The organism is Bacillus sp. RSS_NA_20 (assembly GCF_020165915.1).
Taxonomy (GTDB): domain Bacteria; phylum Bacillota; class Bacilli; order Bacillales; family Bacillaceae; genus Bacillus; species Bacillus altitudinis.
Genome location: NZ_JAIUKW010000005.1, coordinates 689,424 through 703,957 on the forward strand (window position 1 = coordinate 689,424; position 14,534 = coordinate 703,957).

Here is a 14,534-nt window from a genome sequence, read left to right on the forward strand (position 1 = left end):
TTCTTAATGAGCGACGGCTGCTTTTTGCCCGTTTGCCGTTTCTTTATTTTTCGGTTTTGTGTTTGCTTCAAATGCGAACATAACAGCTTCCTCGTGGCTGAGGCCTGCTTGTTTTTGTTCCTCAATGCTTTGAAGCATCATTTTGTAATTTCTCGGAATGATCTTAATGAATTGATTCTTTTCTTGTGCCCAGTTCTCTAGAAGCGCTGCTGCTTTTGAGCTGTTTGTATAATCAAGGTGTTCCTGAATCATTTGCTTCACTTCTTGTTCTTCTTCGTGATCTGTGAGTTTTTCAAACATGATCATTTCCATGTTACACATTCTTTTGAACTGTTTTGCATCGGATGTATGCACATAAGCGATACCGCCAGACATCCCTGCGCCAAAGTTCTTCCCAACGTCACCTAAAATGACAACACGTCCGCCAGTCATGTATTCACAGCCGTGATCACCGATTCCTTCAACGACCACATTGACACCTGAATTACGAACGGCAAATCGTTCACCTGCACGACCGTTAATATACGCTTTTCCGCTTGTCGCGCCGTAAAATGCAACGTTACCGACAATCACGTTCTCATGTCCATTTTGTACAAAGTGATCAGATGTTTTGACAGCAATTTTGCCTCCAGAGAGTCCTTTGCCGATATAGTCATTTGAGTCACCTGTTAAATATAAAGACATCCCCTTTGGAACAAATGCGCCGAAGCTTTGTCCAGCTGAACCAGTGAACCGAAGTGTGATCGTATCCTCTGGCAGACCTTCTTCTCCGTAGCGCTTAGACACTTCACTGCCCGTAATCGTTCCAGCTACACGGTGAATGTTGCGAATGTTTAGTGACAGATCAACCGGTGTTTGATGATCGAGCGCTTCCTGTACGTAAGGGAGAATCTCATTCATATCCAGTGATTCATCAATTTTATGATTTTGCGGCGTTCTGAATGTGCGTGGTCCCTCTGGCTGATATAGCAGGGTTTCAAGGTTCAGCTGTCCTGCTTTCCAGTGTGCTTTTGCTCTTTCACTTACTGATAAGACATCCGTACGCCCAATCAATTCATCCATTGATGTAAAGCCAAGTTCAGCTAAAATTTCTCTTACTTCCTCTGCAATAAACATCATGAAGTTGACAATGTGATCAGGGTCACCCATGAATTTTTTGCGAAGTTCTGGGTTTTGAGTAGCGACTCCGACTGGGCAAGTATCTAAATGACATGCTCTCATCATGACGCATCCTAATACGACAAGTGGAGCTGTCGCAAAGCCGTATTCTTCTGCTCCTAAAATCGCAGCCATGACAACGTCGCGTCCTGTCATTAATTTGCCATCCGTTTCAAGAACGACTCGCTCTCGAAGGCCGTTTAAGACAAGGGTTTGATGCGCTTCTGCCAATCCAAGCTCCCAAGGAAGTCCTGTATGTTTAATACTTGTTTTCGGAGAAGCTCCAGTACCGCCATCATATCCACTAATTACGATGACATCCGCTGTCCCTTTTGCAACACCTGCTGCAATCGTTCCAACGCCAGCTTTAGAAACTAGCTTGACACTGATGCGTGCGTCACGGTTTGCGTTTTTCAAATCATGGATCAATTGAGCCAAATCCTCGATTGAATAAATATCATGGTGAGGCGGTGGTGAGATTAGGCCAACACCTGGCGTAGAACCACGTACGTCTGCGACCCAAGGATATACTTTATTCCCTGGCAGTTGTCCGCCTTCTCCAGGCTTTGCACCTTGCGCCATTTTAATTTGCAGTTCATCTGCATTGACTAAATAATGACTTTTCACACCAAAGCGGCCAGAAGCAATCTGTTTAATTGCACTTCTGCGATCATCCCCGTGCTCATCTACTGTGAAGCGTGCAGGGTCTTCCCCGCCTTCTCCGCTGTTGCTTTTGCCGCCAATTCGGTTCATCGCAATCGCTAGTGCTTCATGCGCTTCTTTACTTAATGAACCAAATGACATCGCACCTGTCTTAAAGCGGCGTACAATGGATTCAGCAGATTCAACTTCTTCCAGACGAACTGGCTTTTGTTTTGAACGAAAAGCAAATAGATTTCTAAGGAAACCAATTCGTTCTTCATCCGCTGCCTTCGTATATTGCTTAAATAAATCATAATCTTCGTTGCGGCATGCCCACTGAAGGGTATGAATGGTTTTTGGGTTAAAGGCATGATGCTCTCCATTTTTTCTCCACTGGAATTCACTGCCTGATTCTAGCGTTTGATCAGTTGATGCCTGATACCCAGCCTCATGACGAAGCTTTGCTTCACTTGCAATGGTGTCAAGATCAATACCGCCTAACTGCGAAGCTGTTCCTGTGAAATACGCCTGGATGACATCTTCACTAATACCGACTGCTTCAAAAATTTGTGCGCCTCGATAGCTTTGGACAGTGGAAATTCCCACTTTAGACATTACTTTAACTACGCCCTCAGTCACACTTTTCCCAAACTTTGTGACAGCTTCATCAAAGCTAATCGCAATCGCTTCTTCAGCAATAAGCTGTTTGTATGTTTCGTAAACGAGGTACGGATGGATCGCATCTGCGCCGTAGCCAATCAGTGCGGCAAAATGATGAACCTCTCTTACTTCTCCAGATTCGACGATTAAGCTCACCTTTGTTCGTAAGCCTTGACGCACAAGATGCTGATGAAGTGCACTCAATGCAAGAAGTGGTGGAATCGGCACTTTTTCTTCTGTCATGTCACGATCAGAAAGAATTAGTAAAGATACCCCTTCACGAATGGCTTTTTCTGCCTCTTCAAACATCGCATCAAGACCGCGTTTTAGGTCATCAGTGAAAAGTGTATGAATCGTTTTGCTTTTAAAGGCGTTATGAACAATCGTTTTCAAGCCGTTGAACTGCCCGCTTGTTAAAACTGGTGTATAAAGTTTAATTCTTCGGCATGAATATTCATTTGGATGTAAAATATCTCCCTCAGCACCTAACCAAGTCATGGTCGATGTGACAAGCTGCTCACGAATGGCATCAATTGGCGGGTTCGTCACTTGAGCAAACAGCTGTTTGAAATAAGAAAACAGCGACTGCGCACGATCTGATAACACAGCAAGCGGTGTATCACTTCCCATCGAGCCTATTGGGTCCTTGCCTTCTTCTAGTAAAGGAATTAAATACTTTTGAATGTCTTCGTACGTATAATGGAAAGCACGCTGACGCGTTAACAAATCACTCATTATACTAGAATTTTCTGAATTTTCTTCCGAGCGATTGACGTGAACCATTTCTTCATCGAGCCATTTTTGATAAGGAAGTTCATTCGCAATCGAAGATTTCACTTCTTCATCAGAAATAATGCGTCCTTCTTCTAAATCGATTAACAGCATTTTACCTGGTTCAAGACGGTCTTTATACTTCACATCTTCTTCATTCGTGTCGATGACGCCAACTTCAGATGAGAAAATGATATGATCGTCATTTGTCACGTAGTATCTCGCGGGTCTTAATCCGTTACGATCTAAGATGGCGCCGATTTGTTTACCATCCGTAAACGAAATCGCTGTTGGGCCATCCCATGGCTCCATTAACGAACTATGGTATTCATAAAATGCCCGTTTCTCTTTTGACATGTGCGTATTCTCCGTCCACGGCTCAGGAATCAGCATCATCGCTGTATGAGCAGGAGTACGCCCTGCAAGCACGAAAAATTCAAAGGCATTGTCTAAAATGGATGAATCACTTCCGTCTGCATTCAGCACTGGCAAAATCTTGTCTAGATCTTCTCCGAAGGCTTCAGACACGAATTGTTGTTCTCTTGCTCTCATCCAATTGATGTTTCCTCTTAATGTGTTAATTTCTCCGTTATGAATTAAGTAACGGTTTGGATGCGCTCGTTCCCATGTCGGGAATGTATTTGTACTAAATCTTGAATGAACGAGTGAAAATGCAGAAACAAATGTTTCATCCTGTAGATCAAGATAAAAAGCATCAACTTGATCTGATGTTAAAAGTCCCTTATATACAATGGTTTGACTAGACAGGCTGACAAAGTAAAATTGTTTTTCCTCTGCCGTTCCCCAATTTTCAGCCTGCTTGCGGATGACATATAATTTTCGTTCAAATGACAAACGGTCTGTAATGTTGTCGTTTGCTCCGATAAAGACCTGTCTCACAACCGGACAGCTCTTCGCTGCAACCGTTCCAATTTTCCCAGCATCAACAGGGACCGTTCTCCAGCCAATTAATGTTTGCCCTTCTTGTTTAATGAAGCCGTTGATCTTTTGTTCGATCGCTTGACGCGTTTTGGCATCATCATCTTTTGAAAAGAACACCATTCCTACCCCGTAACGGCCCTTTTCTGGAAGTGCAAAGTCTTGGCAGTTCTTTCTAAAAAAAGCGTCTGGCAGTTGTACCATTAAACCGGCACCATCACCTGTATACGGATCACTGCCTTGCCCGCCGCGGTGATCAAGCTGGCACAGCATTTGCAATCCCTTTTTGACGATGCTATGTGTCGCCTCCCCTTTTAAATGGGCGTACAGTCCGATTCCACATGCATCATGTTCAAATTCAGGACGGTAGAGACCTTGTGGTTGTGGTAGTTGATTATAAGTCATCGTTTCTCTCCCCCGTTTAAAAGATCCGTTTTTTCACAGTAATAAAATCTCACAAACTCTGTAACTTATTTTAAGTTTTCAAATTAATATAAACAATATATAATTTAGATCAAAACAATCTCTTTTTGAGATAGATGGGTGTGAAGTGCAAAAATGGAGCTTCGTCAATTACGTTATTTTGTAGAAGTTGCTGACCGTGAACACGTGTCAGAAGCGGCTGAAAACTTACACGTTGCCCAATCTGCCATCAGCCGGCAGATTGCCAATTTAGAAGAAGAACTTGGAGTGGCTTTATTCGAACGAGAAGGACGAAATATCAAATTAACGAAAATCGGCAGACAATTTTTAGATCATGTCAGAACTGCACTCAAAGCCATTGATTACGCAAAAGAGCAAATTGATGAATACTTAGATCCGCACAAAGGGACGGTGAATATTGGCTTTCCTACAAGTCTAGCAAGCCAAGTGCTCCCTTCTGTCATTTCCGCATTTAAGCTGGAATATCCAGAAGTCGATTTTTTACTTCGTCAAGGTTCTTATAAGTTTCTCATTGAAGCCGTTAAAAATCGTGATATCGATCTTGCCTTTTTAGGACCTGTACCGACAAACGATTCTCAAATAGAAGGAAATATTTTGTTTTCTGAAAGCATTTATGCCCTTTTACCGGTTAGCCACCCCTTTAGCGGACAAAGGAGCATTCATTTAAGTGATTTAAGAAAGGATCATTTCGTGTTATTTCCTGAAGGGTATGTGCTGAGACAAATTGCGGTTGATGCTTGCAAGCAGGCAGGCTATGAGCCTACCATTTCATCTGAAGGAGAAGATTTGGATGCCATAAAAGGTCTCGTATCGGCAGGAATGGGTGTTACCTTATTACCCGAAAGTGCCTTTTATGAAACAACACCGCGATTTACAGTGAAAATTCCGATCGATTTTCCTCAAGTGAGAAGAACGGTTGGCATTATTGCATCTAAAACGCGAGAAATGTCTCCTTCTGCCCATGATTTTTATGTGTTTGTGAAGGATTTCTTTTCTAAAATTGAACAATATAAATAATTCACTAAAACAAGACATTTCATTTGTAGAAATAATCCCTCTTTGTATATGATGAGTTACAGAACAACAGACTATATGGAAGAAAGGTAATCGTATGAAATCAATTTTATCGTTTTTAAAGCCCTATCGGCTATCCGTTGTGTTCATTGTGATTCTCACCTTTTTGAGCAGTATGCTCCAGCTGTATTTACCGACGCTTACAGCAGATATCGTTGATGTCGGGATCGTCCAAGGAGATGTCGCTTATATATGGAAGGTTGGGGGCTGGATGGTGGCTTGTTCTTTACTTGCCATCTTGCTCACGATTTGGAAGTCCTACTTGTCATCTAAGACAGCTCTAGGCTTCGGGCGTGATATGAGAAGACAGCTGTTTGTGCATGTCGAACAATTCTCATTAGAAGAATTTCAAAAAATCGGGACATCTTCCTTTATTACAAGATCCACAAATGATGTGAAACAAGTTCAAGATGTCACGATCATGATCTTACAAATGATGACACGGGCGCCTCTTATGCTCGTTGGTGGAATTATTTTGGCTGTATCTAGAGATGCTGTGTTATCTCTCATCTTTTTAGCAGCTCTCCCCCTTCTTGGCGGGTTCATTTATTTGGTGTCAAGAAAAGCGATCCCCCTCTTTGGCCAGCTTCAGAAAAAAACGGACCGGCTGAACTTGATTATGAGAGAGTCGCTTTCAGGCATTCGGGTCATTCGTGCGTTTAACCGAGTAGATGACGAAAAGGAACGTTTTCAAGAAGCCAATACATCGTATAAGGATACTGGCCTTAAGGTCAATCGATTAATGGCGTACTTGTTCCCTTTTATGCTCATTATCATGAACTTCACGAATATCGGCATTGTCTGGATTGGCGCTAATCGGATTGATGCCGGACAGATGGAAGTCGGGAATCTGATCGCCTTCATTCAATATGCGATGATGATTTTAATGGCACTCATTATGCTGTCTATGAGTTTTATTATGGTGCCTAGAGCTCAGGCATCAGCTAAACGGATGAATGAAGTGTTAAATCTAGAACCAAAAATTAAAGACAAAAAAGAAGCTGTCACTAAACTTGATCAGCCAGCCCAGTCCATTCGCTTTGAGGATGTGTCATTTTATTATTCAAATGCTGAAAAACCAGCCGTTCAAGACATGACGTTTGAAGCCAAAAAAGGTGAAACGACGGCGATCATCGGCAGTACAGGTTCCGGGAAAACGACCCTTCTTCAGCTGATGACACGTTTTTACGAGGCAACAGAAGGAAAAATTACATTAGATGGTGTCGATATTAGAGAATTGCCTCAAGAGAAACTGAGAAGTCAGATGGGTTATGTTTCTCAAAAAGCCATTTTATTTAGCGGAACCATTGCTGATAATGTGCGCTTTGGCAAACGCGATGCTACAGATGACGAGATTTGGCAGGCACTGCGGACAGCACAGGCCGAAGAATTTGTTTTGCAAAAAGATGGCGGAATTCACGCAGAGATAGACCAAGGGGGTTCGAATCTCTCTGGCGGTCAAAAACAGCGTCTTTCGATCGCAAGAGCACTCGTAAGAAAACCCGCATTCTACCTGTTTGACGATAGCTTCTCTGCCCTTGATTACAAAACGGATGCAAAACTTCGGTCAGCGCTAGAAGCTGAAAAAGAGCATGCTGCTTTGATTATTGTGGCCCAAAGAATCAGCACAGTGAAGCATAGCGATAAAATCATTGTGTTAGATGATGGAAAAATAGCAGGTATCGGTACACATGAACAGTTACTGAAAGATAACCTTGTCTATCAAGAGATCGTCGCATCACAGGAAGGTCAGGAGGTGGAGCAAGGATGAGTAAAAAAATGTCTTCTGGAATGGGACATAAAGGCGGTCACCCAAGGGGTCCAGTACAAAAACCGAAGGAATTTAAAAAAACACTTCTTCGTTTAACGGGCTATTTAAAACCGAGGAAATTTCAGCTGATCATTGTCCTGATTGCAGCGATCGGTTCAACCGTTTTTAATGTCGTCAGTCCAAAATTACTTGGGGATGCCACCTCTTCCCTATTTGAAAGTTTTACACAAGGAACTGGCGTTCAATTCGATGTCATTTCACGCATTTTATTGCTGCTTGTTCTATTATATGTCGTAGCATCTCTCTTCTCATTCGTGCAGCAATATGTAATGGCGGGTGTCTCGCAGCAGACCATTGCTGAACTAAGACAAGAAGCGAGTGACAAACTCACACGTCTCCCCCTTCGTTATTTTGATAAAACAACACATGGAGACACGCTGAGCCGGGTGATGAACGACATTGATAATATTAATACTTCTTTACAGCAGGCACTCACACAAGTGATCACATCTGTCATTACAGTCATTGGAATTGTCGTCATGATGCTTTTCATCAGTCCGCTGCTGACGCTGCTTGTTTGTTTGACGCTGCCTCTTAGTTTGTTTGCGATTCGAGGCATTACATCATTTTCGCAAAAGCATTTTAAAGCACAGCAAAAAGAACTAGGGATGATCAATGGACATATTAATGAAATGTTCACAGGACATCAGACGGTTCGTGCGTATGGCTATGAAAAGAAAGCCATTGATACATTTGATCAATTAAACGAACAACTATATGAATCTTCAAGAAAAGCACAATTTATCTCCGGCTTAATGATGCCGATGATGACCTTTATTGGGAATCTTGGCTATGTGGCGGTAAGTGTTGCTGGCGGAATTCTTGTCATTAATGGGAATATTCGTGTTGGGGATGTGCAAGCATTTATCCAATACACACAACAAATGTCGCAGCCACTTGTGCAAGCATCCAGTGTTGCAAACTTAGTTCAATCTGCTATCGCTTCTGCTGAACGGGTGTTTGAAATTCTAGATGAGGAAGAAGAACATGCGCAAGAAGATGCAGCGATTGATCTTAAATCCCTTTCCGGAGATGTGGCCTTTGAGCACGTTCACTTCGGTTATGAGAAAGATCAACCCATTATTAAAGATTTGAATTTACAAGTCCGAGAAGGACAAACGGTGGCCATTGTTGGGCCAACAGGCGCTGGAAAAACAACGATTATTAATCTGTTAATGCGCTTTTACGAGCTAGATCAAGGCTCCATTCGCATTGGCGGCGTAAAAACAACCGACCTCAGCCGAGAGCAAGTGCGTGACTTATTTGCGATGGTTCTTCAGGATACATGGCTCTTTGAAGGCACAATTTATGACAACATCGCATATGGCAGACCAAATGTTTCAAAAGAGGATGTGTTGAAGGCCGCTAAACATGCCTATGCAGACGATTTCATCCGCACCCTTCCAGATGGATATGACACACTCTTAACAGAAGATGCCGGCAACCTCTCACAAGGTCAGCGTCAACTGTTAACCATCGCCCGTGCCATCTTATCTGATCCGAAGATATTAATCTTAGATGAAGCAACAAGCAGTGTCGATACACGGACAGAGATGCATATTCAAAAAGCGATGAATCAATTAATGAACGGCAGAACAAGCTTCGTCATTGCACATCGACTTTCAACGATTAAAGATGCCGATCTCATTTTAGTCATGAAAGATGGCACGATCATTGAAAAAGGAACTCATCGTGAGCTTTTGAAAGAAAAAGGCTTTTATGCCGACCTCTATATGAGTCAATTTGCCGAAAACCAAGTCGGTTAAACAGCACCAAAAAGGATAGACAGCATGTGAAAATGCCTGTCTATCCTTTTTGTGATGCCTTAAGCTTCCCGTTTTCTGACTTTCACACTAAGTTTCGTCATGTAATCCGCTTCATTTTTAGACATCAGAGAATGAAGTAAATACTCCTCAAAGACATCACCATCCAGTATCATATCCTCTGCTTCGATTCGATCTAATAAACGTGAATAGGCAGTCTCCATCTCTTCATATGTTCCTTGTTGATACATGACTGCATATAGACCCGCAGGCTTTTTGACTGCATCCGGCCCTTCCATTCGGCAAAACAGCCGATCAGATTGATGATAATGACGCTGCAAAAACTGCTCCTTGTTTAAAACAGAACCATTTGCCGCGGCACCTTTAATACCAATCCCTTTCAGAAATTCTCCTACAATTCGAGAAATTTCTTCTATAGGTGTGTTTGAATCAATCGGGTTTGATGTACTAAGGACGATCGGTTCTTCTGGCAGTTCTTGAAACAAGACCTCCCCTGTTTTCACTGATGATAATTCATTCGTTGTCTCGATCACACGAAAAAGAAAAGATTGAATATCCTGTAGTTTTTGGATCTCCTCCCCGACCTTTTCTGCTTGCTCAACCGCAAGGCTTTGCAATTTCTCCTGAGAAGGCTCAGTAAAGTATTGTTTTAATTGTTTGATCGGAAATTGAACAGCACGAAGGGATTGAATGGCCATGAAATGATCAAACTGTTCAAATGTATAATAACGGTACCCATTTTCCTGAACACCTGCCGGCTTAAACAAATCGATTTTATCATAATAGAGCAGTGTATCTTTTTTCACTTCAAATAATGACGCAAATTCTCCAGTTAAAAATGTTTTTTGAACATCGCTCATCATTTTTAGGGCTCCTTTCTTGACTATGGAGTTACTCCATCCTTTATGATAACATGCATAAACACCACGTATGTGGAGAAAGGATTTACACATGAACAAAATCGCACAAGATCAAGTCACATTATCACTTGCAAATCAAGAAGACTTCCCTTTGATGAAAAAGGAACTGCAAGATGCTTTCACAGCTGGCATCATTGATGCATTTGGCGATGCAGAAGGTGGACCAATTCCTCCTGATGAGTCGATTGATGAATCTTTTTATTCGACAGAGAACCTTGTCTATCATATTTTACTAAATGGTCAAAAGGCAGGAGGGGTTGTCTTAAAAATCAACCATCACACACACCGCAATTCGGTGGACCTATTATATATCTCTTCATCATCTCATAGCCGCGGCATTGGTCAGGCAGCATGGAAAGCCATTGAGGCGCAATATCCAGAAACGAAGGTGTGGGAAGTTGTCACTCCTTATTTTGAAAAGCGCAACATTCATTTTTATGTGAACAAATGCGGGTTTCAGATTGTTGAGTTTTATCACTTACACCATCCAGATCCGAGCTTCCCTCATGAGAAGAATCAAGAAAATGACCCTTTAGCGCCTGAGACATTTGAATTTTTCAAATTTGAGAAAGTCATGAAAAAAGACCGTTCAAGTTCATAAAAAAACTCCCTCTTATGGGGAGTTTCAGATTGTTGACAAAGGGCTAAAATGGACTTCATTTTAGCCCTTTGTCTTCTTTTTCAAGAGTTGTCAGTGCTTCAGCATCGTTTCCATGTCGTTCCCTTTTTTCTCTCTTTTTTTATCATACACTAAAGAACACTACCCCAAGGAGAAAGGTAGTGTTCGTTACATTCATTTTAGCTTCTAATCTGACCATCACCAGACAGAAGCAGCTTTGTCGTTGTCAGTGCAGGAAGTCCCATTGGCCCTCTTGCGTGCAGTTTTTGAGTAGAAATGCCAATTTCAGCGCCATATCCTAGTGCACCGCCATCTGTAAAACGTGTAGATGCGTTATGGTAAACAGCGGCCGCATCGACTTCGTTTAGAAAGATTTGTGCGTTTTTTTCATCCTCTGTTACGATGGCTTCTGAATGTTTGGTCCCGTACTGATCAATGTGGTGAATGGCGTCCTCAATTGAGTCAACCACTTTCACCGCAAGATCCAGACTTAAATACTCATCTGTCCAATCTACTTCCTCCGCAGGAACCGCTTCGGAAAAGAAAGGTTGAGCGTCTTGATCTCCATGCACAGTGACTTGGTGCTGAAGCAGTGCTTCATTCAATGCTGCACCATTTTCTTTTAGCCAATCACGATGAACGATCAGAGTCTCAAGCGCATTACAAACGGCCGGGCGATTTGTTTTCGCATTGATAACAATCTGAATGGCTTTTTCCACATTCGCTGTTTGATCAACAAAAACATGGCAGTTCCCTGTCCCTGTTTCAAGAACTGGAATGGTCGATTCTTCTACAACGGTTTTGATTAAAGAAGCCCCGCCTCTCGGGATTAAAACATCAATCCACTCTTTTAGATGAAACATCGCTTGAACCGATGAACGGTCTGTTTGTTCAATAAACTGTACCGCATCACGAGGGATCTTTGTTTGATCCAATGCCTCATGAATGACGCGGACGATGGCTTTGTTGGAAGAAATAGCGGAGGAACCGCCTTTTAAAATCACTGAGTTGCCTGCCTTGAGGGCAAGCCCTGCTGCATCGACAGTGACATTCGGTCTCGCTTCATAGATCATCCCGATCACGCCGAGCGGTACTCTTCGGCTTTTCACATGTAAGCCGTTTTCAAGAGTCCATTCATCCAATATTTCTCCAACAGGATCTGTTAATCTCGTCACAAGCCGCAAACTTTCCGCAAACTCATGAATTCTCTCTTCATTTAACATTAATCGATCCATTAATGCTTCAGAGAAGCCCTTTTCTTTTCCTGCCTCTAAATCCTTTTGATTTTCCTGTAAAATAAAATCACTTTGCTGTTCGAGTGTTTCTGCTATTTTCAGCAGCGCCTCATTTTTTTCCTCTGTTTGAAGTAAACCTAGTTTTTTTGATACGTGCTTTGCTTTTTTCGCTTTTTCTTTGACCGATGTGACAACTTCAGCTGTCAGTGTCATGAAATTCCTCCCTTATGATTAGCAAACTGGTATTGATAAATCTAAATGACAAACAAATGCTTCAAGATCTACGACATGCACCACTTCATCCTGTAGCAAGTCACCGTTCAGTGCGAGTTCGTCGGACGCATAATTGACAATGCCAAGCCCTATTTCTCTTTCATCTTGATCTAAAATACGGACAACATCGCCTTTTTTAAACGAACCCTTTACATCGACTATGCCGTCAGAATCCAGACTTTTCTCACGATGCATGAGAAGCTCCTGTGTTTTCTCTTGAACAACGATTTCGCCTTTTGGGCCAGAATGAAAAGCAATCCACTGTTTTTTATAATTCAGCGGCGCTAAATTTTCGTCAGCTGTAAAATAAGTGCCGTCCTCTGTCCCATTGATGGCTTTGTCTAAAATGTGAGGCGTATCGGCTTTTCCCAAAAAGCCATTGATGCCTGCGGCCATTGAAATTTTAAAGGCATCGAGTTTTGATTTCATTCCGCCTGTGCCAACGCTGCTTCCCGCATCTCCAGCGGCTGCTTCGATGTCTTCTGTAATTTCTGTGACTTCTAGAATTCTCTTCGCATTCGGGTTTGTATGAGGGTTATCTTCATACAAGCCGTCAATATCAGATAAAATAGCGAGGAAATCCGCATCAATCAGTCCAGCTACTTTTGCAGACAATGTATCATTATCTCCAAACTTCAAACGATTGATCGTCACTGTATCATTTTCATTAATAATCGGGATGATCCCTCGATCTAATAACACATTCATTGTATTTCGCACATTTTGATAGCGCGTTTCATCTGAAAAATCGCTTCTTGTAATTAATAGCTGTGAAGCAATATAACCGTGCGATAAAAATAAAGTAGAATATGACTCCATTAAAAGCCCTTGCCCTATTGAGGCAGACGCCTGTTTTTCTGGCAGTGTTTTCGGTCTGTCAATAAATCCTAATTTTCGGTAACCAGCTGCAACCGCACCAGATGAGACCAAAATGACTTCGTGTCCTTCATCTTTGAGTTTTACAATTTGATTGACGAGGTTTTCTAGTTTTTTTAAACTAATCTCACCTTGAAAGCTAGTAAGAGAGCTGCTTCCGATTTTCACAACAATTCGTTTTCTCTCTTTATCTGCGTACACCTTATCACTCCTGTATTGAGGCTCTATTTATATCGTTACTTTTTGTTTTTGCTGTTCACTTATTTCTTTTGATCGATTGGCGGCATGTTTGACGGCCTGCTTGATGGCTTCTCCTCCGCCAAAATCATCTAATGCATCTAGTCCTGCAGCAGTTGTTCCATTAGGTGACGTAATTTTTTCTCTGAGGACAGAAGGGTTTTCAGCTGTTTCTTGCAGCATCTTCGCTGCACCGAGAAGTGTCTGTGTACCGATTTGACGGGACATTTCTTTTGATAAGCCAGCTTCTTCTCCAGCCTCTTCGATTCTTTCCATTAAAAAATAAAAATAAGCTGGACCGCTTCCGGCAATTCCTGTGAAAATATCCATTTGCTCTTCCTGAATGGTATACACTTCTCCCATTTCAGATAAAAGAGCCCGACTCATGCTTACATGTTCATTTTTCACATCACGTCCAGCAGATAAAGCGGTCGCCGATGCCCCAATCGTACTTGACGTATTTGGCATTACTCGCATAACAGGCTGCCCTTCATGCAGCATGTCTTCAATATACGATGATTTCACACCTGCAAGCACAGACAGGATGAGCTGATCTTTCTGAATATGAGGTTTTAATGATTCAAGTGCTGTTTCAGCATCCTTTGGCTTCATTGCCAGGATCAACATATCCATCTCTTCAAAAGGAAATGAATCCATTGTGGCTGTTTGGATTCCGTAGCGTTTCGTTAGTTCGTTTAATCGCTGCTTATTTTGCTTGTTTGTTGCGTAAATTTGGCTGAGCGGCATCTGACCTGATCGCACAATACCTGCAATCATTCCTTCCGCCATAGAACCTGCTCCAATGAAAGCAACTTTCTTTTGATCAATGATATTGATCCTCTCCCTTGTTCGCTTTTTGTTCGTGTTTTTCGCACGTTAGTTATCGTAACATGATGAGAAATCGTGTCAAGAAAGAGCCAGCACTTTTCAAAAGTCCCGAATGCACGCTGAACAGCTTGCGGTATGTATGTTAGCCGTGTTTTTTTAAATCATCAATTTAGATCAAAAGAACTATACAGATTTGAATCATAGTACCCTTTCGTTCGACTGAATTCACCATTTTATTTTTGG

9 protein-coding genes are annotated in these 14,534 nt (G+C 42.1%); 4 read left to right on the forward strand and 5 right to left on the reverse strand.

All coding sequences use genetic code 11. The features are described 5' to 3' along the window. Positions 1-3: 3 nt before the first annotated feature. Positions 4-4,575 (reverse strand): glutamate synthase large subunit, encoded by a 4,572-nt coding sequence (gene gltB / locus LCD32_RS08975; protein WP_171465473.1) that lies wholly within the window; start codon positions 4,573-4,575, stop codon positions 4-6. A gap of 153 nt (positions 4,576-4,728) precedes the next feature. Here gltB and LCD32_RS08980 point away from each other — a divergent pair, with 153 nt between their 5' ends. From LCD32_RS08980 to LCD32_RS08990, 3 genes are all read left to right on the forward strand, one after another. Continuing rightward, positions 4,729-5,631 carry a LysR family transcriptional regulator gene (locus tag LCD32_RS08980; RefSeq protein ID WP_065460521.1) on the forward strand — a complete coding sequence of 301 codons (903 nt, stop codon included), beginning with the start codon at positions 4,729-4,731 and terminating at the stop codon, positions 5,629-5,631. Between the two features lie 94 nt (positions 5,632-5,725). Then, positions 5,726-7,459 carry an ABC transporter ATP-binding protein gene (locus tag LCD32_RS08985; RefSeq protein ID WP_224563588.1) on the forward strand — a complete coding sequence of 578 codons (1,734 nt, stop codon included), beginning with the start codon at positions 5,726-5,728 and terminating at the stop codon, positions 7,457-7,459. Next, positions 7,456-9,285, forward strand: coding sequence for an ABC transporter ATP-binding protein (locus tag LCD32_RS08990; RefSeq protein ID WP_216942686.1), 1,830 nt, complete (start codon positions 7,456-7,458; stop codon positions 9,283-9,285). Before LCD32_RS08985 ends, LCD32_RS08990 begins: the two co-directional genes overlap by 4 nt. Before the next feature lie 59 nt (positions 9,286-9,344). Here the strand turns inward: LCD32_RS08990 and LCD32_RS08995 are convergent, their stop codons facing one another. After that, positions 9,345-10,166 carry a MerR family transcriptional regulator gene (locus LCD32_RS08995; RefSeq protein WP_224563591.1) on the reverse strand — a complete coding sequence of 274 codons (822 nt, stop codon included), beginning with the start codon at positions 10,164-10,166 and terminating at the stop codon, positions 9,345-9,347. An 88-nt stretch (positions 10,167-10,254) separates the two neighbouring features. Between LCD32_RS08995 and LCD32_RS09000 the strand changes: the two genes are divergently transcribed. Next, positions 10,255-10,824, forward strand: a complete 570-nt coding sequence (locus LCD32_RS09000) for a GNAT family N-acetyltransferase (protein WP_224563608.1) — start codon at positions 10,255-10,257, stop codon at positions 10,822-10,824. A gap of 197 nt (positions 10,825-11,021) precedes the next feature. Here LCD32_RS09000 and LCD32_RS09005 read toward each other — a convergent pair whose 3' ends face one another. The 3 genes from LCD32_RS09005 to proC are packed head-to-tail and all read right to left on the reverse strand — an operon-like array spanning position 11,022 to position 14,252. Further along, on the reverse strand, positions 11,022-12,290 hold the full coding sequence (locus LCD32_RS09005) for a glutamate-5-semialdehyde dehydrogenase (protein ID WP_212337993.1): 1,269 nt from the start codon (positions 12,288-12,290) through the stop codon (positions 11,022-11,024). Between the two features lie 18 nt (positions 12,291-12,308). Next, positions 12,309-13,427 (reverse strand): glutamate 5-kinase, encoded by a 1,119-nt coding sequence (gene proB, locus LCD32_RS09010; RefSeq protein WP_019743320.1) that lies wholly within the window; start codon positions 13,425-13,427, stop codon positions 12,309-12,311. A 27-nt stretch (positions 13,428-13,454) separates the two neighbouring features. Then, on the reverse strand, positions 13,455-14,252 hold the full coding sequence (proC, locus tag LCD32_RS09015) for a pyrroline-5-carboxylate reductase (protein WP_019743319.1): 798 nt from the start codon (positions 14,250-14,252) through the stop codon (positions 13,455-13,457). Positions 14,253-14,534: the final 282 nt, after the last annotated feature.

Excerpts from the sequence above, each read along its gene's own strand:
- gltB (WP_171465473.1), bottom strand. The coding sequence starts at position 4,575 with ATGACTTATAATCAACTACCACAACCACAAGGTCTCTACCGTCCTGAA.
- LCD32_RS08980 (WP_065460521.1), top strand. The coding sequence starts at position 4,729 with ATGGAGCTTCGTCAATTACGTTATTTTGTAGAAGTTGCTGACCGTGAA.
- LCD32_RS08985 (WP_224563588.1), top strand. The coding sequence starts at position 5,726 with ATGAAATCAATTTTATCGTTTTTAAAGCCCTATCGGCTATCCGTTGTG.
- LCD32_RS08990 (WP_216942686.1), top strand. The coding sequence starts at position 7,456 with ATGAGTAAAAAAATGTCTTCTGGAATGGGACATAAAGGCGGTCACCCA.
- LCD32_RS08995 (WP_224563591.1), bottom strand. The coding sequence starts at position 10,166 with ATGATGAGCGATGTTCAAAAAACATTTTTAACTGGAGAATTTGCGTCA.
- LCD32_RS09000 (WP_224563608.1), top strand. The coding sequence starts at position 10,255 with ATGAACAAAATCGCACAAGATCAAGTCACATTATCACTTGCAAATCAA.
- LCD32_RS09005 (WP_212337993.1), bottom strand. The coding sequence starts at position 12,290 with ATGACACTGACAGCTGAAGTTGTCACATCGGTCAAAGAAAAAGCGAAA.
- proC (WP_019743319.1), bottom strand. The coding sequence starts at position 14,252 with ATGGCGGAAGGAATGATTGCAGGTATTGTGCGATCAGGTCAGATGCCG.